Raw genomic sequence first — 24,372 nt, forward strand, 5'->3', positions numbered from 1 at the left:
AAAACAGCATGACGCTAATCTATCCCATCGAGAGCAATGCGGCGCACGCGCCGCGCCTCTCACCCGGCTACAAGAGCACCATCAAGCGCGCGCCGCAGAAGCAGCGGATATTGATGCCGCACACACTGTCGGAAACGACAGGACCGGTCTACGGCCACGAGACGGTACGCCCCGGCGATCATGACCTCACCACCATGCATGCGGGCGAGCCGCTCGGCGAACGCATCATCGTGCACGGCACGGTGATGGACGAGGACGGCCGCGGCGCGCCGAACACGCTGGTCGAACTCTGGCAGGCCAATGCCTGCGGACGTTACGTGCATGTCTGGGACCAGCATCCCGCGCCGCTCGATCCGAACTTCACCGGCGCCGGCCGCACCGTCACCGACGCCGCGGGCAACTACAAGTTCGTCACTATCAAGCCCGGCGCCTATCCGTGGGGCAATCACCATAATGCCTGGCGCCCTGCGCACATCCACTTCTCGGTGTTCGGCCATTCCTTCGTCTCGCGCCTCGTGACGCAGATGTATTTCCCGAACGATCCGCTGTTCCCGTTCGACCCGATCTTCAACTCGGTCACAGACGAAAAGGCGCGCTTGCGCATGGTGTCGGATTTCGACCTCGACGTCACTGAGCCTGGCTGGGCGCTGGCCTATCGTTTCAACATCGTGCTGCGCGGCCGCAACGCCACCCCGACGGAGAATCACTGATGCCCGGAATTACCCCGTCGCAGACCGTCGGTCCGTTCTATGCCTACGGCCTGACACCCAACGGCAAATACGCCTGGAACGACGCCTTCACCAGCAACCTGCTGACACCCGACGTCACCGGCGACAAGATCCGCATCGAAGGCGTGATCTATGACGGCGACGGCAAGGTGGTGCCCGACGCCGTACTGGAAATCTGGCAGGCCGATGCGCAGGGCCGTTTCGCCGATCCGCAAGATACCCGCGGGCTGCCGAATTCGAGCTTCAAGGGTTTCGGTCGCTCCGGCACCACCGATGCCGGCGAATATTCGTTCGACACTGTAAAGCCAGGCGCCGTGCCGGGCATCGATGGCAAAGAACAGGCGCCGCATATCGTGATGGCCGTGTTTGGCCGCGGCATGACGATGCAGTCGATGACGCGTATCTATTTCGAGGACGAAGCCGCGACGGCTGATGACGCGGTGATGAACCTCGTCCCGGCCGACCGCCGTGCAACGATCATCGCGAAGAAGACGGCGCCTGGCGTGTATCGGTTTGATATCCACCTGCAAGGCGCCAACGAGACGGTGTTCTTCGACGTGTGAGTCTTCGCCATCGTCACACAAAGAAGAAGGCCGGGTATGGCCGGCCTTCTTCTTCGAACCCCGCATCTCCTCAATGAGCAACAACCCTGATCAGATATCGAACCTGCTTTCCGGCAACCCGCGCACACCGACATCGAGCGCAAGCACCGCGCCGGCATGGGTCTCCTTCGCCAGCATATCCGCCTCGATCATCTTCGTCGCCGACGTGACATAGAGCGTCGCAAAATCGGGGCCGCCGAAGCAGACGCAGGTTGGATTCGTGACGGGCATCTCGATGACCCGATCAACGCGACCATCCGGCGCGTAGCGCATAATGCGATGGCCGGCGAAAATCGCGTTCCAGAGATAGCCTTTCGAATCCACGCAGGCGCCATCCGGACGACTCTTGTCGGCGATGTAGTCCGCAAACACCCGCTGATTGCTGAGATCGCCGGTTTTGGTGTCGAGATCGAACGCCCAGGTTACGTACTGGCGGGTATCGGAGAAATACAGCGTGCGCCCGTCCAGCGAGAACGCCAGCGTGTTGCTGCAGATGATCCCCTCGAACATCCGCGTCACCTTGCCCGACGGATCGACGCGATAGAGGCTGCCGAGCGGTTCCTTGAACTGGTTGTCGACCGTGCCGACCCAGAAGCGGCCCTGACGATCGACCCGCCCGTCGTTGAGCCGGGTCTTCGGTGTCGCGGGCTCGACAGCTACGAAAAAGTCGAGCTTCCCGCTCTCCGGATCGAACCGGTAGAGGTCGTTGTCCAGGGCGATGAGGAAATCGCCACTGGCGCAGAGCGCAAGACTGCCCGCGAAGGTGCATTTGAACGGGAAGCACTGATAGGCGCCGGTCGCCGGATCGAGCGATTGCAGCCTGGGGCGCTCAATATCGAGCCACCACAGTTTCTGTGTTCGTTCGCACCACAGCGGCGTCTCGCCGAGCTGGTCCTGCTTGTTGATGACGGCCTGAATGATCGGAGTGGTCATGCCTGGATTACTTCGCGGCCGGCAACGTGCGGATGATCCTGGTCTTTCCATCGACGAGTTCACCGATGAAGGTGTCGCGCTCGACGTCACCATTCTTGTCCCAGGTTGTCGTCATCAGCACGCCGGGATGCTGAGCGACATCGATTGTGCCATGCATCGCCTTGGCGACTGCCGCGCTGTCGAACTTGCCGACCTTCTCCGTCGCAGCCTTGATCACATTGACGGCGATATACCCGCCCATCGCCGTAAAGTCCGGCGGTGAATTGTATTCCTTGGTGTAAGCCTCCTTGAAGGCCTTCACAGGCTCCAGCGGCGCATCCGGGGAGAGGCCGAGCAGGCCCCGCACACCATTGGCCGCTTCACCCGCCAGGTTGACGACGATCTGACCGAGCAGCGAGGTCTCGCCGACCAACGGCTGGGTAATCTTCTGCCGGCGGGCTTCGACCAGGAAACGCGCGCTTTCCTCATAGGTCAGGTAGACGAACACGACATCCGCGCCGGAATTTTTCACCTTCAGCGCATCGACCGCATAATCGACTTGGCCGGGTTCGGTCGACTGATCGACCACCACCTCGATGCCGCGCTTCTTCATCTGGTCGACGAAGATGTCGCGACCGCCCTTGCCGTAATCGTTCTTGATCCAGACCACGGCGACCTTCTTCGCCTTCAGGTCCGTGTCGACATAGTCGGCGATTTTCACCATGCCGGTCTGCTGACCGAGATTCATTCGGAACAGAAACGGATTGCCGCTCTGCGTCAGGTCGGCGGCCTGCGCCGCAACCAGTTGCGGAATTTCGGCCTGCTCGACCAGCGGCATCGTCACCTTCACGGCGCCTGATGCGGTCGGCCCCAGGATCGCGAACGGATTGTCATCAAGCGCTCTCTGGACCTGCGAACGGGCAATGGTGGGATTGGACTGCGTGTCGAGATGCACGATCTCGACCTTCTTGCCGAGGATGCCACCGGCCGCGTTGATCTGCTTAGCTGCCAGATCCGCACCGTTCTTCCAGTTATTGCCGCCCGGTGCCGCAGCACCCGAGAGTTCGGCGATGTCGGCGATCTTCACGGTACCTTGTGCCGAACTTTCGACGATCGAGAGAGCAAGAACAGCGGCGACCAGGAGGCCGGTGTGGTGAAATCGCATGGTGTTTCCCCAATTTTTATTGTGTTTGACGGGACGACAATCAGTTCGCACGCGTCCGCCAGATCAAATTCGCCAGACGAACGGCGCACATCCACTGCGCTGCCCCATTCGCTTCTTGCGGGGATCAGGATGTGCCGTCAAATACCAAAATCGGCACTTTGCATAACATGATGTTAATTCACGCGTCGTACGCGCGAACCCTCCATCACCGCCGGATGATCGTCCGCTCGGGAATACGGTCAACAAGCCGAGGCTCGAAAATTGTGCCTCGGCGTGTAACATGGCGGCGTCGACGCTTCCTCATTTGCGGGACGTGTACCACCATGACAGCAGTCTCACCGCTACCAGCGGCGGATGCCGAACATCTCACCGCCGCGCTTCGCAAGTCCGGCGTGCTCGGAGACGGTCGCGTTCGCGATGTCACCGTGGAGCGTTCGTTCAATACGGTGCTGTCTCGGATCGACCGGCTGCGCCTGAGCTACGATGGCGACGACACCGATGCACCGGGCTCCATCATTCTCAAGACCGTCGTCCCCGAACGCGCGGCGACGTTCTGGCATGCCGGCCGCAACGAAGTTGCATTCTACAACACCGTTGGTTCGGCCATGTCCGAGCATCTTGTGCCGCGTTGCTACGAAGCGATCAGCGATGCCGACACCAAGGCCTGGCATTTGCTGCTCGAAGACCTCACTGAGTCTCACTTTGTCGCCACCACCTGGCCGCAGCCGCCGACATTCGCACAATGCGAGCAGATCGTTCGGTCTCGGGCACGTTTTCACGCGGCGTGGTGGAATGATGCCCGCCTCGGCGTCACAATCGGGGCATGGCAGGAGCCCACCGAACTGGATCAGCAGGTGCAGACGCTCACGCGCCAGTTGGAAAAATTCACCGAGCGCCAGGGCGATCGCCTGTCACCCGAGCGGCGCGAGCTCTACGCACGGCTGCTCGACGCGGCGCCGCGCCTGCAGGCACGCTACCGTTCCCACTCCAACATGACGATCGTCCAGGGTGACTCCCATGTCTGGAACATCTTTCTGCCGAAAGATGAGAACAGCGATGAGGCGCTGCAATTCGATTGGGATAGCTGGCGCGTTGACACGGCATCGGACGATCTCGCTTATATGATGGCGATGCACTGGTATCCCGACCTACGGCGGCGCTTTGAGCGACCTTTGCTCGACCACTACCACGCCGAACTGGTGGCACGGGGCGTGCGCGGCTACGACCGGCGTGCGCTGAATGACGACTACCGCCTGTCCGTGTTGTGGCAGATCACCACCCCGGTATGGCAGGAGGCCAATAACATCCCGCCGGTGATCTGGTGGAACAACCTTGAACGCATCATGCTGGCAGTCGACGATCTCGACTGTCGCGAGTTGCTCGGCTGACGGCCGGCTTTATTCCATCACCGCCGGATGCTCATCCGCACCCGGCTTCGCCGCTTGCGCGCGCAACGTCGCCTTGGACGAGCCGATGATCAGCGCCATCGGGATCGCACAGAGCGTCACCAGCATCACCATCTGATAATCCAGCCCGAAGGCGATGATCGTGGCCTGCAGCGTGACGATGGCGTCCATCATGGCGCGGCCGCTATCGGTGGCGAGGTTGATCGCGCCGGTGACATTGGGCATCTGCAGCGCGTTGTTGAACGGCGTGACGTGCTCCACCAGCACCGCATGGGCCATGCGGGTGCCTGACGTCAGCTGAGCGATCACGATGGAGATGCCGATCGAACTCGCGACATTGCGCAGCAGTGTGAGCATCGAGGTGCCGTCGGTGCGCAGATGATTTGGCAGTGTCAGGAACGCCACGGTGGACAGCGGCACGAAGACCAGACCGAGGCCAAACCCCTGCGCGATCGAAACGATGACGATCTCCGGCACGCCGGTCTGGTCGGTCCACATCGACGTAAAGAACAGCGACACCGACATCAGCGCCATTCCCACCATGATCAGTGTGCGCGCCTCGACATATTTCATGATGCGCCCGACCAGCATCATCGCCACGAAGGTGCCGGAGCCACGCGTCGCCAGTAACAGACCTGCTGTGAGGATCGGATAGCCGATCACGTTCTGCAGATAGGGCGACGACAGTGCCATGGTCGAATACAGCACCAGCCCCATGACGGCCATGAACACGCAGCCGCCGACAAAATTCTTGTCCTTGAAGATCGCGAACTGGATGAACGGCTTCGAGGTCGTGAAGGAATGCGCGAAGAAATAATAGAAGCCGATGACCGAAACGATCGCCTCGATGACGATTTCGTTGGATTCGAGCCAGCCGAGCTGCTCGCCGCGGTCAAGCGCGAGCTGCATCGCACCGATGCCGATGGCCAGCGCGCCAAAGCCGAACCAGTCGAATTTCAGTTCTGCATTGGTCCTGGTCTCGTCCATGAAGGCCAGCAGGCCAAACACCGTGACGATGCCGAAGGGTAGATTGACGAAGAACACCCAGTGCCAGGAATAGGTTTCAGTCAGCCACGCGCCCAATGAAGGCCCCATGATCGGGCCGAGCATCACGCCCATGCCCCAGATCGACATCGCCTTGGCGCGCTCATGCAGCGCGTAGCTGTCGAGCATCACCGCCTGCGACAGTGGCACCAGTGCCGCGCCGAACACGCCCTGCAACAGGCGAAAGCCGACCATCTGGTTGATGTCCTGTGCGAGGCCACACAGCACCGAGGCGACCGTGAAGCCCGCCGAACAGACGATGAAGATCTTCTTGCGGCCGAACCGGTTGGCGATCCAGCCGACCGGCGCGGTCATGATCGCCGCAGCCACGATGTAGGAGGTCAGCACCCAGTTGACCTGATCCTGCGACGCCGACAGCGTGCCCTGCATATAGGGCAACGCAACGTTCGCAATCGTGGTGTCGAGCGCCTGCATGATGGTCGCAGTCATGGCGCAGATCGTCACCATGTTCCGGCGAAAGCCGGGGACCGCACTGGGAGATGGCGTCGACGTGCTCATGGGATCAGTCCTGAGCAGCCTTGGCCGATGACAGACCGAGCAGGCCGGCCAGCGAGCGGTGATGCTCGGTGTCGATAGTCGTGTAAGTGCTCATGCCTGCCTTGAGCCGCTTCACGAACGGATCGTTGTAATCGAGATAGATCCGCACCGGCACACGTTGCACGACCTTGACGAAATTGCCGGTGGCGTTCTGCGGCGGCAGGATCGCGAATTGCGCGCCGGTGCCGGGGCTCAGCGAACCGACGGTGCCCTTGAAGGCGTGGTTCGGGAACGCATCGACATCGATCTCCACGGTCTGGCCAACGGCGATGTAAGTGAAATCGGATTCCTTCAGATTGGCATCGACCCACGGCCTGTTGTCGTCGATCACCGTGAGGATCGGCGTGCCGGCCATCGCGAAGCGGCCAAGCTGGATGTTATCGACCTGCGTCGCGACACCGGAGATCGGCGCCTTCAGCACGGTGTGGTCGAGATTGCGCTGCGCCTGATCGAGCGCCGACTGCCCCTGCGCGTAAGGCGGGAACTGGGCTAGCGGCAGATCGGGATTGCCGAGCAACTGGTTCATCGAGGTCGCAAGCTGCTGCCTCAGGAGTTCGAGCTGCGCCTTCGCGGTCACCGCCGCAGTCGCCGCATTGTCGAGATCGAGCTGCGAGCCGAAGTTGCTCTTGACCAGAGTCGACTTGCGTTCGACGTCGCGTTGTTTGAAGTCGACGCCCTGCTGCGCCAGATCCTGCATCTGGCCGTAGATCTTCACGTTGCTGACGAGGTTGTCATAGGTGGTCTTTGCCTGCGCCAGCTTGGCCCTGGCATCGTCAAGCGCCAGCCGGAACGGCACCGGGTCAATCTCGAACAGCACATCGCCTTCTTTGACATGCTGGCCTTCCCGCACCACAACCTTGTCGACCTTGCCGGAGATGTCCGGCGTGATCAGCACCTTCTGCGCACCGACATAGGCATCGTCAGTGCCGACATAGCGACCGCCCGACAGATAGAAGGCGACGCCGCCAACAAGAACGATGGCCGGCAGTACGACCAGCAGCAACGTTCGCCGATAGCGCTTCAGGAAACCTTTCGCGCCCTGACGCTGCGTGGTCGCGGCGCCATCGGATCCGCCCTCGGGCGCATCCTTGTCGGGAAATTTCAGCACGGGCTCAGCCATAGACTTGTTCCTTGGTCTTTGTGGCTGCGGGGCTCAGCGCAGCGCGGATATTGTCTTTGATGGTTTCCAGATGCGCGACCAGCTGGTGCATGTCGGCCTCGCTCACGCCGCCGAACGCGACCTGCATCAGGTTGCCGCGCAGCACCGCCAGCTTTGCCGTCAGCGGGCGCGCGGCCTCGGTGAGATAGAGGCGCTTGATGCGGCGGTCGGTGTCATCATTGCGGCGTTCGATCAGGCCGCTGTCGCAGAGCTTGTCGATCAGCCGCGTCAGGCTGATCGGCGCCATTTCCATGGCGTCGGCGAGATCGGTTTGTTTTTGGCCCTCATTGCGCTCGACCTTGGCGAGCACCGCCCATTGGGCGCGGGTCATGCCGAACTGGCGCGCTTCCTTGTCGGCCAGCAGCCGCAACATGCGCTGGGTCTCGAACAAAGCGGACAGGAAATCGGTGCCGGTGTCAGGCTGGCAGGACATGGAGGCGCTCCGTAAACTTAGCTTATTATAAGCAAGCTTATGAATAACGCATCGGTGGACGATACGACGCAGCCCCGCGACTAGTGCATGGCTAAGTCTCCCGGGCCTCCCCAAAATGGGCGGCACAGCAAAAAGCCCGGCACGAGGCCGGGCTTGAGGTCGTCAGGAGGATCGAAAGGATCAGTATTTGGCGACGACCGCGGGGCTGAAGGCGTAATTGATGCCGGCGCGGAAGACGTGGTCATGGAAGCCGACCGAGGTCTGGTTGGCCGTCCCTCCGAAATAGGTCGCCGAGCCCAGATCGAGATACAGATATTCGAGCTTGGCCGACCAGTTGGTGCCGAACTTCTTTTCCAGACCGGCGCCCAGGGTCCAGCCGACACGGGTCTGCGATTCCGACAGCAGCGTGCCGGGAATCGTCACGGCGGCGCTAGCCGGTGTCGTGCCAGCAGAGCCCGGCCCGAAGATCTGGCCCGTTACTGTCGTCTGTGTCGAATACTTGACCTCACCGACAACCAGACCGCCGGTGCCGTAGAGCAGCAGATCCGGCGTTGCCAGCAGGCCGACGCGGCCGCGGAAGGTCGCAAACCACGGGAAGCTCCATGAGCTGTTTGCCGAGGTCAGTGCGAGCAGATTGAAGTCACCGCCAGGCAACGTGGTCCGCAGCGAACTCACCGGAGAGTTCGCACTGCCACGTTCACCGGTCCCCTGGATATCGGCTTCGAGACCGACGACCCATGTGCGATCGAGCTGCCAATTATAGCCGATCTGGCCGCCGCCGAGGCCGCCATTGACATCCTGCTTGACCGGCGATGCAAAGGCGGTACCCGGCAGGAAAGTGGCGTCGCCCTTGCCCCAGCTGTAGCCGCCGTTGAGGCCGACATAAAATCCGGTCCAGTTGATGCCGGGGTCCACCAGAACCGGCGCCTTGGTATACATGCGGGGCGACAGATCCGCAGCGCCGGCGGTCGACGAAAACGCCATGATGGCGAGGCCTGCAGCGGCCAATACGGTGCGTTTCACCATCAGTCTCCTCAACAACAGGTCAACAAAGGCAGGCCGAAGGCCCTGCTTCGATGATGTGTAGTTGAATGAGACATCAGCGACTTGGAACGGACGCGACGCGGCAGGACTGGGTGAGACTGGCACCGCAATTCGTTCTGCTTGTTGCGTTCAGGCCACATGGCGCATCGCGAACTATCAAAAGAGAAACCGCCCAAAGACGCAGTAACGCGATGAATATGAACGCGATCCGTACTGGCACGACCAAGATGTAGTTCAATGCTTACAGGACTGATCCTCGTGACTTCAGGGCCCGGTCCCGAAACGCCCGATTCATTAATCGCGGCTGCTTCCGAAAATCTGCCGACACCGCAGCTCCAATTCGGGCGCCTGACATTCAACGTCGAATCCCCTCTTCCGACGGACACCCCGTTTTCAACCGATACTGCATTGCACAGGTTGCCCGGCGCGATTGTTTTTATCGGCACAGGATTTCCGGCGAACGACCGCATGCCGGATGCTGCGACTGCGTCATCGCCTGACGATGTTGTGTTTGCAGTCGTTCTGAAAGGTCGGGCTCGCGCATCGCAGCATGGCCGCGAAGAGATCATCGAGCAGAACCATGCGGTCTTGATGACAACCAGGGACGCTGGTCGGCATACGTCATCTTCTGAGACGCAGCATCTGATCGTTCAGATCGACCGTGCTGCGCTGTCGATCAAGGTGCCCAATCTCGGCGCCTGGCTCATGCGACCTGTCCTCCTGGAGGCTCGGACGTTGCGGCTAATGATGGCGCATTGTCAGGAAGCAATCGACCTCGACGGGTCCGCCCCGACCCATCTTCAACACCATGTCGTGGCCGATCTGTGTAGCCTGATCGCACTTCTGACAATCGGTTGCGAGAACCGCTCCGAGATATCTCCACCTTCCAGCACCCGCATGCTGCGCTTGCAGGCGATCAAGGCAGCCATCGAAGCAGGCCTCGGAAATCACGACCTCTCGGCCGAAACGCTGGCGGCGGCTCAGAAAATCTCGCCGGACTATGTCCGCAAGCTGTTTCGGGAACACGGCCTCAGCCTGTCGGAATATTTGCTCGAACGGCGTCTGGCCCTTGCTCATGCATTGCTACTCGACCCATTGCGGGCCGATGAGCGGATCGGGAAGATCGCGGACGAGGCCGGCTTCAACGATTTGTCGTATTTCAACCGGACATTCCGGCGCCGATATGCCACCTCGCCATCGGATCTGCGCAGAAGCGCGACTTGATCCGGTACGGTATACTCCTTCAACCTTTGCAATCGACCGGTTGGCGCCCCATCTGCAGGGAACGTTCGTCGTTTACCGCTGGATTTGGTGTAAGACTGGGGCCCAACGCCAAAAAGACGGGCACAATCACACCCAACGGGTTAAGCTACCTCCATATGGCAGTTCCGAAACCAACTTTCCCGGCTCCTGGCCACGATCACGACCGCTGTACGGCGGACGCGATGCATCATGCCGAGCATGTCTGTGCGGCCCGATCGCAAAAGCTGACCCCGATCCGCCGGCAGGTGCTTGAAGCGCTGCTCGCGAGCCATCGGCCGCTTGGGGCCTACGAGATCATCGATGAGCTTGCCAAGACCACTTCGCGTCCGGCACCCATCACCGTGTATCGCGCACTTGATTTCCTGATGGAGAACGGCCTCGTTCACCGCATCGAGAGCCGCAACGCCTTTCTGGCCTGCGCGCACGACCACGGCACGGCCTCGATGGTCGCGTTTCTGATCTGTGACCAGTGCGGGTCGGTCGGCGAAGTGCCGGCAACGAAGGTCGCGCAGAGCCTGAATGATGCCGCACGGACGACTGGCTTCGTCCCAAAACTGTCTGTTGTCGAAATCACCGGAACCTGCGCGCACTGTCAGGCGTGACGATCCCATAACAACACGGCGACAAGCCGGGTCCGAGGCTTCATGTCTGCAGAAACCATCATCAGCCCACCCGGCGGACGCGCACTCACCGCCGGCGCCATCGCCCTCGTGCTGATGCTGTGCCTGACCTGGGGCTTCAACCAGATCGCCATCAAACTGGTGCTGCACGATATCCCGCCTTACACGCAGGCGATGCTGCGCTCGGCCGGCGCACTGCTGGTCATCCTGGCCATTGCGCGCATGCGCGGCGTCAAGTTGTTCGAACGCGACGGCACGCTGAAAGCCGGCCTGTTTGCCGGCGTGCTGTTCGGCATCGAATTCGTGCTGATCTTTCACGGCCTGCAATTCACGACGGCCTCACGCGCCGCGGTTTTCCTCTACACGATGCCGTTCTTCGTGGCCTTCGGCTCCTATCAATTCCTGGGCGAACGCCTGCGCCCGGTGCAATGGGCCGGACTCGCGGTGAGTTTTGCCGGTGTCGCCGTGGCGATCGGCGTCCCGCAGCCCGACGTCACCGCCGATGTGCTGATCGGGGATCTGATGATCGTCGCCGGTGCGGGGCTATGGGCCGCAACCACGCTGGTGGTCAAAACGACCCCGTTGCTCTACGTCGCGCCTGAAAAGGCATTGGGATACCAGGTCGGGCTGTCTGTCCCGATTTTGGGCCTGGCGGCGCTGCTGGCGGGCGAGACCGTGACCCGGGTTCCCGGTCCTCTGGCGCTATCCCTGCTCTCGTTTCAGGCCTTCTGGGTGGTCGGATTCACGTTTTTGCTCTGGTTCGGGCTGATCAAGACCTATTCCGCCAGCAAATTGTCGGCTTTTACCTTCATCACCCCTTTGTTTGGCGTCGCGGCAGGCTATCTCATCATGGGCGACCACCTGACCCCCGCCTTCGGCCTCGCTGCGCTATTGGTCGTCGCCGGGCTGGTCCTCGTTAACCGACCGGTCAGGGCCTAGGCCACTAACGCATTGCTGGATGTCATCTAAATCTGATATTCGAGACCCCATGAACAAGATTGAAATTCCGTCTGATATCGCCGGTCCGGCGCCCCGGCACCTCACCACACAGGTCATGGTTGGCAACGTCGCTGTCGGCGGCGGCGCCCCGATCGTCGTGCAGTCGATGACCAACACCGACACGGCCGACATCCAGGGCACCATCGACCAGGTCGCAGCGCTGTCGCGCGCGGGCTCGGAGATGGTCCGCATCACCGTCGACCGCGACGAAGCAGCCGCCGCCGTTCCGCATATCCGCGAAGCGCTCGACAAGCAGGGCATCACCACGCCGCTGGTTGGCGACTTCCATTACATCGGCCACAAGCTGCTCGCCGAATATCCGGCCTGCGCCGCGGCACTCGATAAATACCGCATCAATCCCGGCAATGTCGGCTTCAAGAGCAAGCGTGACAGCCAGTTCGCCGACATCATCGAGATCGCCAACAAGAACAACAAGGCCGTCCGCATCGGCGCGAACTGGGGTTCGCTCGATCAGGAACTGCTCACCAAGCTGATGGACGAGAACGCGCTGTCCGCGAATCCGAAAGACGTTCGCGCGGTGACGCGTGAAGCGATGGTGCAGTCGGCATTGCTGTCGGCTGCCCGCGCCGAAGAACTCGGCATGCCGAAGAACAAGATGATCCTGTCCGCCAAGGTCTCGGCGGTGCAGGACCTCATCGCCGTGTATCAGACGCTGGCCTCGCGCTCAGACTATGCGATCCATCTCGGTCTCACCGAGGCCGGCATGGGCTCGAAGGGCATCGTCGCCTCCTCGGCCGCGCTCGGCATCCTGCTGCAGCAGGGCATCGGCGACACCATCCGCATTTCGCTCACCCCCGAGCCCGGCGGCGATCGCACTTTGGAAGTTCAGGTCGCGCAGGAGCTGCTGCAGACCATGGGCTTCCGCACCTTCGTGCCGCTGGTTGCAGCCTGCCCCGGTTGCGGACGCACCACCTCGACCACGTTCCAGGAACTGGCGCGCTCGATCCAGGATTTCATCCGCGACTCGATGCCAGGCTGGAAGACGCAGTATCCCGGCGTCGAGAACCTCAACGTTGCGGTCATGGGTTGCATCGTCAACGGCCCCGGCGAATCCAAGCACGCCAATATCGGCATCTCACTGCCCGGCACCGGCGAAAGCCCCGCCGCTCCGGTGTTCGTCGACGGCGAGAAATTCCGCACCCTGCGCGGCCCGAGCATTGCGGCCGACTTCAAGGCGCTGGTGATCGACTATATCGATCAGCGCTACGGCGCCAACGCCAAGGCGCCGGAAGTCGTCACCGCGGCCGAGTAAGTCGCACAATTACGTAGGTTGAATTGAACGGCCGGGCATCGTCCCGGCCATTTTCGTTTGACCGCGCTATAGCGGAATTCGCCGAAACTCGCGATTGCTCAGCCCCGCCTCTTCCAGATCGAGATCGCGCTCGATGCGGCGGCGGCTCTCGTCGGTGATCTTGCCGTCACGCAGCTGCGCGTGGATGAATTTGCGCTCCGCCTTGATGAGTTCGCGCACCAGATCGATGCCGACCGCCGAGACGTCGACGTCGGGATCGAGCTCGCCGGGCAGCTGGTTCGAGCGGCTTTCGTGGCGCGCGCGCAGCAGCTTCACGACTTCGTCGGACAGCTCCCGATCGTCGGTCATGGCATCGAGCCGCGCCAGGGCTGTCGCTAGCGCCTCGCGGCGCGTAGCGAGTTCAGCCTCGTGCTCGGCGATATATTCCTCGCGGCCGATTTTGGTCACGCCGAGCCACTTCACCACGATGGGCAGGCACAGGCCGAAGCCAACCAGCGTGATGAGAATGATGTTGAAGGAGACGAACAGGATCAGGTCGCGCGACGGAAAGCCTTCGTTCGAGACCAGCGTGAATGGCAGCGCCAGCGCTGCGGCCAGCGATACGGCACCGCGCACGCCGGTGAAGGCGACGACGAAGGTCCATTGCCAGTTCGGCGCGGGATCGCGCTTGCGCAGATCCGCGCTGAGCCAGCGCGGCACATAGATCGCCGCATAGACCCAGACGAAACGCGCCACGATAATCACGACGGTGACGAGCACCGTGGCCCACATGATCTCTGCGAACGGAAACGCTTTCGATTTCTCGATCAGCGCCCGCATCTGGAAGCCGGTCAGCAGGAACAGCAGGCCTTCGACCAGATAGATCACCAAGTCCCAGAAGAAGATGCCCTGCAGACGCGTCGCCGCCGAGATCAGCAGCGGGCCGTTCCAGGAAATGTAGAGACCGCAGGCGACGGTGGCGATGATGCCGGAGCCGCCGAAATGTTCGGGAATGAGATAGGCGACATAGGGTGTCAGCAGCGATAGCGTGATTTCGACCTGCGGATCGCGCGCGCGGTGACGCATGCGCAGACTGATCCAGCCGATGGCGAGGCCGAAAACGAGTTCGCAGGCGAGGATGGCGACGAAGGTACCGGCCGCCTTCGGCAGCGAGAACGCCCCGGTGGTGATCGCCACCACTGCAAAGCGATACAGGATCAGCGTCGTCGCATCATTGGCGAGACCCTCGCCTTCCAGCACGACCAGAATGCGGCGCGGCAGGCCGATTTTGCGTGCAATCGCCAGCGGCGCCACCACGTCCGGCGGCGCGACGATGGCGCCGAGCAGGAAGCCGACGGACCACGGCAGCCCGATCAGATAATGCGTCGCCGTGGCGACGAGGCACGCGGTGAAGATCACGCAGCCGACCGCGAGCAGCGTGATGATGCGCAGATTGGCGCGGAATTCGCGCCAGCTCATGGCGACGGAGGCCGAATAGATCAGCGGCGGCAGCACGCCGAGCAGCACGACATCCGGCGGCAATTCGATCGACGGCATGCCCGGCACGAAGGCCAGTGCAATGCCGGCCAGCAGCAGCAGGATCGCCGGGGCAATGCTGATGCGCTTGGCCAGCCACGCCGTACCTGCGAGGGCGGCGATCAGGACCAGGAAAATCTGAAATTTGGCTTCCACGCGGGCGACATCCTTTGCGTGCCTAATTTGCCCGGATGAGAAGTGAGGTCAATGCGATCGTCATTGCGAGGAGCCCTTGCGACGAAGCAATCCAGTCTTACTTCGCTTGTGGCCTTTTGGATTGCCGCGTCGCTTCGCTCCTCGCAATGACGGCGGAGAGGTCGAAGCTCAGATCGCGCTTGCCGCGATATTGACCATCAGCGCCACCAGCGCCGTGTTGAAGATGAAGGAGACGATGCCGTGGGCCGTGGCGGTGCGGCGGATGCTCTTCACGGTGATGCCAACATCGGAGACCTGCGCGGTCATGCCGATGACGAAGGAGAAATACACGAAGTCCCAATAATCGGGCTGCTCCTTCGTGTCGTCATCGCCCGACGGAAATGCCAGGCCGCCGGGTTTGGCTCCGCGATAGAACTGATGGGCATAGTGCAGCGAGAAAGTCGTGTGCACGGCGGCCCAGGACGAGGCGATGGTGACGATCGCCAGCGTCAATTCCCAGCCCGTGCGATGGCCCTCGCCAAGTTCGAACACGATGGCCGCGATGCTGGCGAAGGCGCCCAGGGCTGCCACCAGCAGGATGATGAAACTGCCATCGTCCTGCAGGGCGGCGTTGCGGCGGATGTGTTTCTGACCGCCGCTTGACAGCATCATGCCGTAGACCAGCATGAGATAGAACGCGATGAACACGTCCCAGCCGATCAGCAGGCGCGTCACCAGCCGCAGCGAGGACGGCAGGACAAAGAACGCGATCACGCCGATCAAAAGCGCCAGAAACGTGCGCGGTCGCCCGTAGACGACGCGGATCGGCGCCGGCATCTTGCGAAAACGGACAAGGAGCTCATCGAGATCCTTGCCCGTCTCCGACATGATCAGGGCTTCCTTAGTTCTTGCGCTCGGCCACGAAGCGGGCAGCAGCGCGCAGCACGTCGCCCTTGGCGCCGAAGATCGACAGCGATGCGTCGGCGGTGGCGATCAGATCGGCGACACGCTTCTTGGCGCCTTCGACGCCAAGCTGCGTCACGAACGTCGTCTTGTTGAGCGCGGCATCGGCGCCTGCGGGCTTGCCGAGTGCGGCAGCGTCGCCTTCGACGTCGAGCAAATCATCGGCAATCTGGAAGGCTTCGCCGAGCGCGCGGCCGTAATCGTCGAGCGCCTTGTATTCCTTCTGCGTGGCCTGGCCGAGCAGCGCGCCGGCGATGACGCCGTAACGCAGCAGCGCACCGGTCTTCATCTGCTGAACACGCGCGACGTCGACCGGCCCCTTGTCGCCGAAGCGGCCTTCGCCGGCGAGATCGAGCATCTGGCCACCGACCATGCCGCCCAAACCGGCGCAGCGGGCAAGCGCCCGGGTCAGCAGCAGGCGCACCGTCGCATCGGAATGGATCTCGTCGCGGGTGACGATGTCGAAGGCCAGCGTCAGCAGCGCGTCGCCGGCGAGGATCGCGGTGGCGTCGTCGGTGGCCTTGTGCAGGGTCGGACGGCCGCGGCGCAGGTCGCTGTTGTCCATCGCCGGTAGATCGTCGTGGATCAGCGAATAGCAGTGGATGCATTCGAGAGCGGCGCCAACCAGCAGCGCCTGCTCGCGATGCACGCCGAATACCGCTGCGCTCTCGACCACAAGGAACGGTCGCAGCCGCTTGCCGCCGCCGAGCGAGGAGTAGCGCATCGCATCCATCAGCCGCTTCGGCCGGGCGATTTCATCGGGTAGCACGCCATCGGCGAGCACTTTGGTCAGTACGGCTTCGGTATCGTCCGCGGTCTGGTCCAGGCGCGAGGCAAAATCTTTGGTGGAAGCACCGGTCGACATTAAGAATAGCTCCAGAACAATTTGGCCGGACAATCCTCTATGGCAAAGGCCACGTCAATTGCGCCTGCGGCGTCCCGCCGCGATTGGTCGCGGCAAGCTTAACCGGCTTGAAAAGAGCGGGGAAAGCCCGCTTTATCAGCGGCATAGCTCCGACCGGGAACGCCCCTCTTGCGCCTCATCCGCCGCCTCATCCTGATCGGGATCCTGCTCCTCGCGCTGCCCTATCTGCTGACGCCGCTTTATGCCGTCGGCCGGCCGATTTCGGCGCTGATGGCCTGGCGCTGGATCACCGGTTCCCCCGTGGAGCGGACCTGGGTTGACCTCAAGGCCATGTCGCCGGCCCTGCCGCGCAGCGTGGTCGCGTCCGAAGACGCCAAATTCTGCAGCCATCGCGGGATCGACTGGGATTCCCTGCAAAACGCCATTGAGGACGCCCAGGACGGCGAAGTCTCCGGCGGCGGTTCCACCATCACCCAGCAGGTGGCGAAAAACCTATTCCTGTGGTCGGGCCGCAGCGTGATCCGCAAGGGCCTCGAAATCCCGCTGGCCATGTGGGTCGATCTGATGCTGTCCAAGCAGCGGATCCTGGAAATCTACCTGAATATCGCCGAAATGGGCCCATCCGGGCAGTTTGGCGCCCAGGCCGGCGCCGAATATGCCTTCAATCGGCCGGCCTCGAGCCTGTCGGCCCGGGAAGCCGCGCTCCTGGCCGCGATCCTGCCCAATCCGGTCACCCGCAGTGCCCGGACGCCGGGGCCGGGGGTGCGGCGGCTGGCGGGAACCTATGTGGCACGGGCGCAGGCGGCGGAGCTGCAGAGGTGCTGGAATTAGGCTGTCATTCCGGGGCGGGCGCAGCGTCAGCTGCGAACGAGCCCGGAATCCCGATATGTTCAAAACACTTCGAGGTTCCGGGCCCATGCCCGTCGGCTTCGCCGCCGGTCCTGTCCCGGAACGACGAGTTCGGGGCCCCATTTGCCGTAAAATTCCCGCGGCCCCGCCCTAGCCATCGCGTCGTCATTCCGTTATAAGCCCGGCCTTATCAGCGATTTTGCCCGCGCGTTCTGTGCTGGCCGCCTGTCACCGGGCGCCGATCGAAACCATCTGCCAAGAACCTGCAAGGACTTTTCCTATGGCCGTTCCGAGAAGAAAAACATCGCCGTCGCGGCGTGGCATGCGTCGTTCGGCTGACGCACTCAAGACCCCGACCTATGTCGAGGACAAGGACTCCGGCGAACTGCGCCGTCCGCACCACCTCGACCTGAAGACCGGCATGTACAAGGGTCGTCAGGTTCTGAAGGTGAAGAAAGAATCCTGACCACTGGATGGAGGGCAGCGCCGCGTCAGGTGGCGCCGCCTTCGCTCGTCCACGTAAGGTCCGGGTCAGGCGGGTCGAAGCGCCAGCGGGCAAGTCGAGAAAACTGTTCAGACAATAATTCTGAACTGGTCTTCCGCCCGAATTCGCTCCAACTCTGGAGCTAATGCGTTGTCCCGGTGATGCGCGCGCGTCACCTCGGTGATGTCGTCACCTTGGTGATGTCTTGCATCGCCCACATACGTTCTGGTTCTCTCGCTCGCAAAGAAGGCCTTCGATGGCGTCGATCGGTTTCCCGCTGCTGCTGATTCCAGTGGCGATCTGCAACATCATCGCCTTCCTGATGCCCGACCTCGCGCTGTCGGGCCCGATCCCCCTCTTCCCGATCACGCTGATGTCCAAAGACATCTGGATGGTGACGCTCAACGACCTGCTCGTTGCGCTCAGCATTCTCTTGCTGTGGCTCGAAGTGATGCGCGCCGCGCGCCCGGCGCCGAAATATTTCACCGATCATTTCCTGTCGCTGCTGGTGTTCGGCGCGGCAGCTACTGAATTCGTGATGCTGCCGAAATTCGGCAACGCGACCTTCTTCCTGATCACCCTGACGGCGATGGTGGATTTTCTCGCCGGCATCTCGCTGCGCGCCCGCCGTCCGCGCCGCGCCGCCGCGCCGGTCTATGCACCGGAGCCGGCACCGCGTTATGAGCCCGCGCCAGCCCCGGTCGCTCCGACGCATCCGCCCGCTCCCGTTCCGGCCGCGACGTCAGTTGCCGAAGCCGTGTTGACCGATCGCCCGGAGCCGAAGGTCGAACGGATCGAGCCGAAACTTGAACCGACCCCGGTCCCACCGGAAGTCGTGGCACATACGTCGCCGCAGATTACATCGCCGGATTTGCAGCCGGGTGGCGTCGCGTCGCCGGAAGACAAGCCGAAGACGTAAGCGGAGAGTGCCGAGTCAGGCTATACGCTGCGTGCGGTTGATCGCCGATCCCGCAACATACATATTTGCCACCGACCGGTAAGCCGCCTCCACATCCGCCACATCAGCGCGGCGCAGCACCCGCGTTTGCGGCGCCTGCTCGGCGGTCGCGATCAGATGTGCGATGAAGGATGCGTCGGGTCGTGCCACGCGCGACGACACCGGGGCGGTATGCTGCACCGGCTCAAGCCGCGTCAGCGCGACGGCATCCACGATGACCGAATCTTTCTCGACCACGAAATCGCCGGCGCGCCGCATCGGCTGCGGCGTCGTGGCGTAAGCGCGGGTCGCGGAAATCGACATCGTTAACAGTGCTCGCGTCTCAATACGGGACGAGGGTTGCCCCTCCACCCTCTGCGTCGCAAGGGTCGTGCCGCGGCCCTCCACAGCTCAGATCGGGGCCTCATCAGGTTTGCGAAGGCCTGCCCGGCTACACTTTCTTAAGTCTTTAGGAACTTTGACTAACGATTGTAGCGATCTGAGCCGTATTGTCGGGGGGCGAATCACCCGATGACGTCCCAAAACGAGGCGACTTTGACATCCGCTGTTTCCCAGAGTGCCGATTCTTCCTTGCAGGCAGGTCGCACTTCCGAGCCGCAGGCAGCAGAGATTCTGGCCGCACTCGGCCAGGCCGCCTTCATCTGGGACATCGCCAGCGACCGGATCACCTGGACCGACCAGGCCGCCGCCATCTTCACCGACATTTCCCCCGCGACCATCGCCAGCGGCGCCGAGCTTGCGACGCTAATCGAGCCGCAACGCGGCATTCGCACCGAGGCACTGGCCAAGGCACTCGCTTCCGGCGGCGGCACCTACCGGATCGAATACGGACTACGCGCCTCGACCACGGCCGCCGTGTTGTGGATCGAGGAGAGTGGCAATTGCCGTGCTGATGCCGCGGGCAAGGCGGTGCGTGTCGAAGGCGTCGTCCGCATCGACAACGAACGCCATGCCCGCGACGAACAACTGCTGAAACTGGCGCAGCACGATCCCGTCACCGGCGAACTCAATCGTGCGCATCTTCTGGCGTCGCTTGCCGAAGCGATCGAGGAAGCCACCCGCTTCCGCTCGTCCTTTGCCTTCATGCTGATCGGCATCGATCATCTGGCGCGGATCAACGACGCCTTCGGCTTCGATATCGCGGATGAAGTGATCGTCGAGATCGCCAGGCGGATTCGCGCGCGGCTGCGCGGCGGCGACGTGATGGGCCGCTTCTCCGGCAACAAGTTCGGCCTGATCCTGAAGAACTGCACTGTTGACGATGCCACGATCGCCGCCGAGCGTTTTCTGGTCGGCATCCGCGACGACGTCATTCCGACCCAGTCCGGCCCGGTCTCGGTGACCGCCACCATCGGCGCCGTTAGCGTTCCCCGCTATGCGCAGAACGTCAACGAAGCCGTCAACCGCGCGCAGGAAACCCTGAACGGCGCCAAGCGCCGCCGCCACGGCAGCTTTGCCCTGTGGCGGCCGAATGTGGAGCGCGATGCGCAGCGCCGCGTCAATATCCGCGTCACCGACGAGATCGTGACTGCGCTGAACGAGCGCCGCATCGTCACCGCCTTCGAACCCGTGATGCATGCCGACAGCCGTACCCCCGCTTTCTACGAGGCGCTGGTGCGCATGAAGCAGGATGACGGGCAATTACTGCTGGCGCCGGATATCGTGCCGGTGGCCGAGAAGCTGGGGCTGATCCGGCTGGTCGATCACCGCGTGCTCGAACTGGTCGTCGCCGAGCTGGCCGCCGCGCCGGATGTGCAGCTCTCGCTGAACATCTCGCCGGATACGACAATGGATCCGGACTGGTGGACCTCCATCGAGTCGATGATGGCGGCGCATCCCGGCGTCGCGCAGCGGCTGATCGTCGAGATCACCGAGACCGTGGCCATCCAGGACCTCGACGACGTCCGCGGCTTCGTCACGCGGCTGAAGAATTTCGGCAGCCGCATCGCCATCGACGATTTCGGCGCCGGCTACACCTCGTTCCGCAACCTGCGCAAGCTCGGCGTGGACATCGTCAAGATCGACGGCGCCTTCGTGCAGAACATCGCACATTCCGCCGACGACCGCGCTTTCGTGCAGACCCTGATCGATCTGTGCCACCGGCTCGGCATCAAGACCGTCGCCGAATGGGTGCAGGACGAGGAGTCCGGCCTGATGCTGCGCGACTGGGGCTGCGACTACATTCAGGGTCGCCTTACCGGCCTCGCGTCATCCGCGCGTCCGTGGCTGGACCCGGCATCGCTGCCGAAGCCGGCGGTGGGATAGTTTCGGTCCCACACTGTCATTCCGGGCTATCTACCTTCGTCATTCCGGGGCGCTTTCTCAGCGAAGTTGAGAATGCGAACCTCAGCCACTCCAATGGGAGTGGCGGGGAATCTTGTTATGGTATGAGCACATCCAGATTCCGGGTTTGCGACCGCCAAGAGGCGTTCGCGCCCTCAGGCAAACCAATTGGTTTGCCGGGAATGACGCTGGGGATACTAACGGGGGACTCTCATGAATTTCATCGGTAATCTTCTGACCGTGCTGGTCGCGGCGCTGCATATCTACTTTCTCGTGCTGGAAATGTTTCTCTGGCAGAAGCCGCAGGGCCTGAAGACCTTCAAAAATACGCCGGAGAAGGCCGAGATCACCGCGGTGCTCGCCGCCAATCAGGGCCTCTATAACGGCTTCCTCGCCGCCGGTCTGATCTGGGGCCTGCTGCATTCCACGCCAGCCTTCGCATTCCAGATCAAGGCGTTCTTTTTGCTGTGCGTGATCGTCGCCGGTGCCTATGGCGCAGCGACGGTGAGCAAGCGCATTCTCTATGTGCAGGCCGCGCCGGCGGCGCTGGCGCTGATCGTGTTGTCACTCGCAAGTTAGCCTGGAGCGCCGCGCGGCTCCTTCTCCCCGCTTGCGGGGAGAAGGGTGGGATGAGGGGCATGGCACGCGGCCGGCGACAAACGCTCGCCCGCGGATCGCACTGATCGTCCGAACCGCGCCTACCGAATTGGCATCAACATCGGCGCTCCGCCCTCACCCGCCGCGAAGGCGCGGCGACCTCTCCCCGCCTAGCGAAGCTTCGCTTCGCCGGGAGCGGGGAGAGGTGAGGGAAAGTGCCCATCTCCTCGCCTTGCCAACTCAAAATCCTTGCCTCACACTCCCCGGTAACGACGGCGCCCGCACGGGAACGACTGTCGAATGACATATCATCAGGGAGGCAACGACATGAGAACTTCGCTTCTTCATCGCTTCGCCACGACGGCTAAATTTGTCGGGATGGCGGCGATTGCGCTCACGGCCACATCGGCCGCGATCAATCCGGCATCCGCGCAGAAGAAATACGATCCCGGCGCCACCGATACCGAGATCAAGATCGGCCAGACCGTGCCGTTCTCAGGCCCCGCCTCGGCCTATTCGTCGATCGCAAAAACGCAGCTCGCTTATTTCAAGATGGTCAACGACCAGGGCGGCGTCAACGGCCGCAAGATCAACCTGATCCAGTATGACGACGCCTATTCGCCGCCCAAGGCCGTGGAACAGGTGCGCAAGCTGGTCGAATCCGACGAGGTGCTGCTGACCTTCCAGATCATCGGCACGCCGTCCAATGCGGGCGTGCAGAAATATCTGAACCAGAAGCAGGTGCCGCAACTGTTCGCCGCCACCGGCGCCACGCGCTTCACCGATCCGAAGAACTTCCCCTGGACCATGGGCTACAATCCCAACTACCAGACCGAAGGCCGGATCTACGCCAAATACATCCTGAAGAACCATCCGACCGCCAAGATCGCCATCCTGTGGCAGAACGACGATCTCGGCCGCGACTATCTCACCGGCATGAAGGCCGGGCTCGGCGACAAGGCCGCGTCGATGATCGTCTCGGAGGCCTCCTATGAGCTCGCCGACCCGACCATCGACTCGCAGATCGTCAAGCTGAAGTCCTCCGGCGCCGACCTCTTGTTCAACGCCTCGACGCCGAAATTCGCCGCGCAGGCGATCAAGAAGGTGGCTGATCTCGGCTGGAAGCCGATCCACATCGTCGACATCAATGCGACATCGGTGGGCGCGGTGCTGGTGCCTGCGGGGCTCGACAATTCCAAGGGTCTCATTTCGACCAATTACGGCAAGGACCCGCTGGACCCGCAGTGGAAGGATGACGAGGGCATGAAGCGCTACATGGCCTTCATGGACAAATATTATCCCGACGGCGACAAGAACTCGAACTTCAACACCTATGGCTACGGCAATGCCCAGCTCATGGTGGAAGTGCTGAAGCGCTGCGGCGACGACCTCACCCGCGCCAATGTGATGAAGCAGGCCAGCAGCATTTCGGGCTTCAAGACCGACCTCGGCCTGCCGGGCATGAGCCTCTCCACCTCGCCCACCGACTACCGCGTCAACAAGCAGCTGCAGATGCAGCGCTTCAACGGCGAGCGCTGGGAACTGTTCGGCCCGATCATCGAGGATGACTCGGCGGGTTAGGCTGCACACGACAAAGCCACGCGCGGGTATCCCTGCGCGTGGCTTTTCGCAGGCTGGTTAGCCGAAGGCGCGATCCGCCGAACGGTGAGAGACAGCTTGCCAACACCACCGCCGATCTTGGAAGTTAGCCGCTGCTCTATGGGGGATAGCATGCAGTACGAAGTCGCGGTCACGATTGGCGCAATCAATGGCCAGGTCATCCTGCGCATGACCGACACGTCGCCATTCATGGGGTTTGCAGTCGGCCACTTCATCGATTTTCAGAACCAGGCGCGTGTCATTACGCAAGTGCATCACCAGATAGTCAGTGCAGCCGGCACCCCAAACCAGCACCTGCATCGTGTTATCCTGGTGACTTGATATCTGAATGCGAGGGGCGGATGATCCCGCTCCGCCTATGGCGACAGGTCCATCCGCCCAACGACACCTACGCCGTCTTCGCAAACATCGTCAGCACGCCGTCGGCGATATTGATCGCCACCACCTGCGCCGAACTGATGCCCTTTTCCTTGAGCGCATTGGCTGCAGCCGGCGAGGCATCGATCGAGGCGCGCAGCGCCTTCAGGTCCTCCTCGCTGGATTTCGACACGACCTCCTCGACCTGCGCCTTCACCGCATCCGATAATTGCTTCACATCCACCACCTGAATGCTGGAAATCTTGGCGCTGGTCTGCCCGCCGGACTTGGCCGGCGCCTTTTCAGTCTGGTTCGCCGCTCCCTGTGCGAGCACGAAACCCGGCGTGCCGAGCGAAAGAATGGCCGCGATGGCCGTCGCTGTGATGATGCGCATGGTTGGTCCTTTCCGGTTGGGAAGGAGCGAAGCATTAGCGGGGAAGTGTGCAGAAGGTCTGGAGTGGGTGTGGTAGTTTAGTGAGGTCAATGCGGCGATGATGTGGGAGACATCGCGAGCGCAGATTTTCGCCGCCTCTATTGAGT

General features: G+C 62.3%; 25 protein-coding genes. 14 read left to right on the forward strand and 11 right to left on the reverse strand.

Features of this window, described 5'->3' with window-relative positions; genetic code table 11:
* Window positions 1-8: 8 nt before the first annotated feature.
* Window positions 9-710 carry a protocatechuate 3,4-dioxygenase subunit beta gene (pcaH, locus tag BLW80_RS22350; RefSeq protein ID WP_093759702.1) on the forward strand — a complete coding sequence of 234 codons (702 nt, stop codon included), beginning with the start codon at window positions 9-11 and terminating at the stop codon, window positions 708-710.
* Window positions 710-1,291 (forward strand): protocatechuate 3,4-dioxygenase subunit alpha, encoded by a 582-nt coding sequence (gene pcaG, locus BLW80_RS22355; protein WP_093759704.1) that lies wholly within the window; start codon window positions 710-712, stop codon window positions 1,289-1,291. Before pcaH ends, pcaG begins: the two co-directional genes overlap by 1 nt.
* A gap of 90 nt (window positions 1,292-1,381) precedes the next feature.
* Here pcaG and BLW80_RS22360 read toward each other — a convergent pair whose 3' ends face one another.
* On the reverse strand, window positions 1,382-2,263 hold the full coding sequence (locus BLW80_RS22360; RefSeq protein WP_093759706.1) for an SMP-30/gluconolactonase/LRE family protein: 882 nt from the start codon (window positions 2,261-2,263) through the stop codon (window positions 1,382-1,384).
* Window positions 2,264-2,270: 7 nt separating this feature from the next.
* Window positions 2,271-3,407 carry an ABC transporter substrate-binding protein gene (locus BLW80_RS22365; protein ID WP_093759708.1) on the reverse strand — a complete coding sequence of 379 codons (1,137 nt, stop codon included), beginning with the start codon at window positions 3,405-3,407 and terminating at the stop codon, window positions 2,271-2,273.
* Between the two features lie 323 nt (window positions 3,408-3,730).
* On the opposite strand from BLW80_RS22365, the gene BLW80_RS22370 reads away from it, so the two are divergent.
* Complete coding sequence (locus BLW80_RS22370; protein ID WP_093759710.1) at window positions 3,731-4,795, forward strand: protein kinase family protein; 1,065 nt, start codon at window positions 3,731-3,733, stop codon at window positions 4,793-4,795.
* Window positions 4,796-4,804: 9 nt separating this feature from the next.
* Here the strand turns inward: BLW80_RS22370 and BLW80_RS22375 are convergent, their stop codons facing one another.
* The 4 genes from BLW80_RS22375 to BLW80_RS22390 form a co-directional block, all read right to left on the reverse strand.
* The gene (locus BLW80_RS22375; RefSeq protein WP_093759712.1) at window positions 4,805-6,376 is read right to left on the reverse strand and encodes a DHA2 family efflux MFS transporter permease subunit; all 1,572 of its coding nucleotides are present in this window, start codon (window positions 6,374-6,376) and stop codon (window positions 4,805-4,807) included.
* 4 nt (window positions 6,377-6,380) lie between these two features.
* Window positions 6,381-7,535, reverse strand: coding sequence for an HlyD family secretion protein (locus BLW80_RS22380; RefSeq protein ID WP_093759714.1), 1,155 nt, complete (start codon window positions 7,533-7,535; stop codon window positions 6,381-6,383).
* Complete coding sequence (locus BLW80_RS22385) at window positions 7,528-8,007, reverse strand: MarR family winged helix-turn-helix transcriptional regulator (RefSeq protein WP_093759716.1); 480 nt, start codon at window positions 8,005-8,007, stop codon at window positions 7,528-7,530. Before BLW80_RS22385 ends, BLW80_RS22380 begins: the two co-directional genes overlap by 8 nt.
* Window positions 8,008-8,187: 180 nt before the next feature.
* The gene (locus BLW80_RS22390; protein WP_244528386.1) at window positions 8,188-9,033 is read right to left on the reverse strand and encodes an outer membrane protein; all 846 of its coding nucleotides are present in this window, start codon (window positions 9,031-9,033) and stop codon (window positions 8,188-8,190) included.
* Window positions 9,034-9,519: 486 nt separating this feature from the next.
* Between BLW80_RS22390 and BLW80_RS22395 the strand changes: the two genes are divergently transcribed.
* The 4 genes from BLW80_RS22395 to ispG all read left to right on the forward strand — a co-directional run bounded on the left by BLW80_RS22395 (window position 9,520) and on the right by ispG (window position 13,206).
* Window positions 9,520-10,275, forward strand: coding sequence for a helix-turn-helix transcriptional regulator (locus BLW80_RS22395; protein ID WP_170849762.1), 756 nt, complete (start codon window positions 9,520-9,522; stop codon window positions 10,273-10,275).
* A gap of 155 nt (window positions 10,276-10,430) precedes the next feature.
* Complete coding sequence (locus tag BLW80_RS22400; protein WP_092139844.1) at window positions 10,431-10,916, forward strand: Fur family transcriptional regulator; 486 nt, start codon at window positions 10,431-10,433, stop codon at window positions 10,914-10,916.
* A 42-nt stretch (window positions 10,917-10,958) separates the two neighbouring features.
* The gene (locus tag BLW80_RS22405; protein ID WP_093759721.1) at window positions 10,959-11,873 is read left to right on the forward strand and encodes a DMT family transporter; all 915 of its coding nucleotides are present in this window, start codon (window positions 10,959-10,961) and stop codon (window positions 11,871-11,873) included.
* A 49-nt stretch (window positions 11,874-11,922) separates the two neighbouring features.
* Entirely contained in the window at window positions 11,923-13,206 is a 1,284-nt protein-coding gene (ispG, locus tag BLW80_RS22410; RefSeq protein WP_093759723.1) for a flavodoxin-dependent (E)-4-hydroxy-3-methylbut-2-enyl-diphosphate synthase, read from the forward strand.
* A gap of 66 nt (window positions 13,207-13,272) precedes the next feature.
* Here the strand turns inward: ispG and BLW80_RS22415 are convergent, their stop codons facing one another.
* The 3 genes from BLW80_RS22415 to BLW80_RS22425 all read right to left on the reverse strand — a co-directional run bounded on the left by BLW80_RS22415 (window position 13,273) and on the right by BLW80_RS22425 (window position 16,684).
* Window positions 13,273-14,877 (reverse strand): Na+/H+ antiporter, encoded by a 1,605-nt coding sequence (locus tag BLW80_RS22415; RefSeq protein ID WP_093759725.1) that lies wholly within the window; start codon window positions 14,875-14,877, stop codon window positions 13,273-13,275.
* Between the two features lie 168 nt (window positions 14,878-15,045).
* On the reverse strand, window positions 15,046-15,744 hold the full coding sequence (locus BLW80_RS22420; RefSeq protein WP_093759727.1) for a DUF1345 domain-containing protein: 699 nt from the start codon (window positions 15,742-15,744) through the stop codon (window positions 15,046-15,048).
* A gap of 13 nt (window positions 15,745-15,757) precedes the next feature.
* Window positions 15,758-16,684, reverse strand: a complete 927-nt coding sequence (locus BLW80_RS22425) for a polyprenyl synthetase family protein (RefSeq protein ID WP_089262697.1) — start codon at window positions 16,682-16,684, stop codon at window positions 15,758-15,760.
* Between the two features lie 168 nt (window positions 16,685-16,852).
* Between BLW80_RS22425 and mtgA the strand changes: the two genes are divergently transcribed.
* The 3 genes from mtgA (at window position 16,853) to BLW80_RS22440 (ending at window position 18,936) form a co-directional block, all read left to right on the forward strand.
* Complete coding sequence (mtgA, locus tag BLW80_RS22430; RefSeq protein ID WP_093759729.1) at window positions 16,853-17,515, forward strand: monofunctional biosynthetic peptidoglycan transglycosylase; 663 nt, start codon at window positions 16,853-16,855, stop codon at window positions 17,513-17,515.
* A gap of 298 nt (window positions 17,516-17,813) precedes the next feature.
* On the forward strand, window positions 17,814-17,999 hold the full coding sequence (gene rpmF / locus BLW80_RS22435; RefSeq protein WP_068732923.1) for a 50S ribosomal protein L32: 186 nt from the start codon (window positions 17,814-17,816) through the stop codon (window positions 17,997-17,999).
* A gap of 274 nt (window positions 18,000-18,273) precedes the next feature.
* Complete coding sequence (locus BLW80_RS22440; RefSeq protein WP_093759731.1) at window positions 18,274-18,936, forward strand: hypothetical protein; 663 nt, start codon at window positions 18,274-18,276, stop codon at window positions 18,934-18,936.
* A gap of 15 nt (window positions 18,937-18,951) precedes the next feature.
* Here the strand turns inward: BLW80_RS22440 and BLW80_RS22445 are convergent, their stop codons facing one another.
* On the reverse strand, window positions 18,952-19,278 hold the full coding sequence (locus tag BLW80_RS22445) for a hypothetical protein (RefSeq protein WP_093759733.1): 327 nt from the start codon (window positions 19,276-19,278) through the stop codon (window positions 18,952-18,954).
* 207 nt (window positions 19,279-19,485) lie between these two features.
* Between BLW80_RS22445 and BLW80_RS22450 the strand changes: the two genes are divergently transcribed.
* The 4 genes from BLW80_RS22450 to BLW80_RS22465 all read left to right on the forward strand — a co-directional run bounded on the left by BLW80_RS22450 (window position 19,486) and on the right by BLW80_RS22465 (window position 23,796).
* Window positions 19,486-21,240, forward strand: coding sequence for a phosphodiesterase (locus tag BLW80_RS22450; RefSeq protein ID WP_093759735.1), 1,755 nt, complete (start codon window positions 19,486-19,488; stop codon window positions 21,238-21,240).
* 231 nt (window positions 21,241-21,471) lie between these two features.
* The gene (locus BLW80_RS22455) at window positions 21,472-21,837 is read left to right on the forward strand and encodes a DUF1304 domain-containing protein (RefSeq protein WP_093759737.1); all 366 of its coding nucleotides are present in this window, start codon (window positions 21,472-21,474) and stop codon (window positions 21,835-21,837) included.
* A gap of 396 nt (window positions 21,838-22,233) precedes the next feature.
* Window positions 22,234-23,436 (forward strand): ABC transporter substrate-binding protein, encoded by a 1,203-nt coding sequence (locus BLW80_RS22460; protein ID WP_231081223.1) that lies wholly within the window; start codon window positions 22,234-22,236, stop codon window positions 23,434-23,436.
* Window positions 23,437-23,586: 150 nt separating this feature from the next.
* The gene (locus tag BLW80_RS22465; protein ID WP_139285887.1) at window positions 23,587-23,796 is read left to right on the forward strand and encodes a hypothetical protein; all 210 of its coding nucleotides are present in this window, start codon (window positions 23,587-23,589) and stop codon (window positions 23,794-23,796) included.
* A gap of 67 nt (window positions 23,797-23,863) precedes the next feature.
* Here BLW80_RS22465 and BLW80_RS22470 read toward each other — a convergent pair whose 3' ends face one another.
* Window positions 23,864-24,226 carry a hypothetical protein gene (locus BLW80_RS22470; protein WP_093759743.1) on the reverse strand — a complete coding sequence of 121 codons (363 nt, stop codon included), beginning with the start codon at window positions 24,224-24,226 and terminating at the stop codon, window positions 23,864-23,866.
* Window positions 24,227-24,372 lie beyond the last annotated feature (146 nt).

The organism is Tardiphaga sp. OK245 (genome assembly GCF_900108575.1).
Lineage (GTDB): Bacteria > Pseudomonadota > Alphaproteobacteria > Rhizobiales > Xanthobacteraceae > Tardiphaga > Tardiphaga robiniae.

Excerpts from the sequence above, each read along its gene's own strand:
- pcaH (WP_093759702.1), top strand. The coding sequence starts at position 9 with ATGACGCTAATCTATCCCATCGAGAGCAATGCGGCGCACGCGCCGCGC.
- pcaG (WP_093759704.1), top strand. The coding sequence starts at position 710 with ATGCCCGGAATTACCCCGTCGCAGACCGTCGGTCCGTTCTATGCCTAC.
- BLW80_RS22360 (WP_093759706.1), bottom strand. The coding sequence starts at position 2,263 with ATGACCACTCCGATCATTCAGGCCGTCATCAACAAGCAGGACCAGCTC.
- BLW80_RS22365 (WP_093759708.1), bottom strand. The coding sequence starts at position 3,407 with ATGCGATTTCACCACACCGGCCTCCTGGTCGCCGCTGTTCTTGCTCTC.
- BLW80_RS22370 (WP_093759710.1), top strand. The coding sequence starts at position 3,731 with ATGACAGCAGTCTCACCGCTACCAGCGGCGGATGCCGAACATCTCACC.
- BLW80_RS22375 (WP_093759712.1), bottom strand. The coding sequence starts at position 6,376 with ATGAGCACGTCGACGCCATCTCCCAGTGCGGTCCCCGGCTTTCGCCGG.
- BLW80_RS22380 (WP_093759714.1), bottom strand. The coding sequence starts at position 7,535 with ATGGCTGAGCCCGTGCTGAAATTTCCCGACAAGGATGCGCCCGAGGGC.
- BLW80_RS22385 (WP_093759716.1), bottom strand. The coding sequence starts at position 8,007 with ATGTCCTGCCAGCCTGACACCGGCACCGATTTCCTGTCCGCTTTGTTC.
- BLW80_RS22390 (WP_244528386.1), bottom strand. The coding sequence starts at position 9,033 with ATGGTGAAACGCACCGTATTGGCCGCTGCAGGCCTCGCCATCATGGCG.
- BLW80_RS22395 (WP_170849762.1), top strand. The coding sequence starts at position 9,520 with ATGCCGGATGCTGCGACTGCGTCATCGCCTGACGATGTTGTGTTTGCA.
- BLW80_RS22400 (WP_092139844.1), top strand. The coding sequence starts at position 10,431 with ATGGCAGTTCCGAAACCAACTTTCCCGGCTCCTGGCCACGATCACGAC.
- BLW80_RS22405 (WP_093759721.1), top strand. The coding sequence starts at position 10,959 with ATGTCTGCAGAAACCATCATCAGCCCACCCGGCGGACGCGCACTCACC.
- ispG (WP_093759723.1), top strand. The coding sequence starts at position 11,923 with ATGAACAAGATTGAAATTCCGTCTGATATCGCCGGTCCGGCGCCCCGG.
- BLW80_RS22420 (WP_093759727.1), bottom strand. The coding sequence starts at position 15,744 with ATGTCGGAGACGGGCAAGGATCTCGATGAGCTCCTTGTCCGTTTTCGC.
- BLW80_RS22425 (WP_089262697.1), bottom strand. The coding sequence starts at position 16,684 with ATGTCGACCGGTGCTTCCACCAAAGATTTTGCCTCGCGCCTGGACCAG.
- rpmF (WP_068732923.1), top strand. The coding sequence starts at position 17,814 with ATGGCCGTTCCGAGAAGAAAAACATCGCCGTCGCGGCGTGGCATGCGT.
- BLW80_RS22440 (WP_093759731.1), top strand. The coding sequence starts at position 18,274 with ATGGCGTCGATCGGTTTCCCGCTGCTGCTGATTCCAGTGGCGATCTGC.
- BLW80_RS22445 (WP_093759733.1), bottom strand. The coding sequence starts at position 19,278 with ATGTCGATTTCCGCGACCCGCGCTTACGCCACGACGCCGCAGCCGATG.
- BLW80_RS22450 (WP_093759735.1), top strand. The coding sequence starts at position 19,486 with ATGACGTCCCAAAACGAGGCGACTTTGACATCCGCTGTTTCCCAGAGT.
- BLW80_RS22455 (WP_093759737.1), top strand. The coding sequence starts at position 21,472 with ATGAATTTCATCGGTAATCTTCTGACCGTGCTGGTCGCGGCGCTGCAT.
- BLW80_RS22460 (WP_231081223.1), top strand. The coding sequence starts at position 22,234 with ATGGCGGCGATTGCGCTCACGGCCACATCGGCCGCGATCAATCCGGCA.
- BLW80_RS22465 (WP_139285887.1), top strand. The coding sequence starts at position 23,587 with ATGCAGTACGAAGTCGCGGTCACGATTGGCGCAATCAATGGCCAGGTC.
- BLW80_RS22470 (WP_093759743.1), bottom strand. The coding sequence starts at position 24,226 with ATGCGCATCATCACAGCGACGGCCATCGCGGCCATTCTTTCGCTCGGC.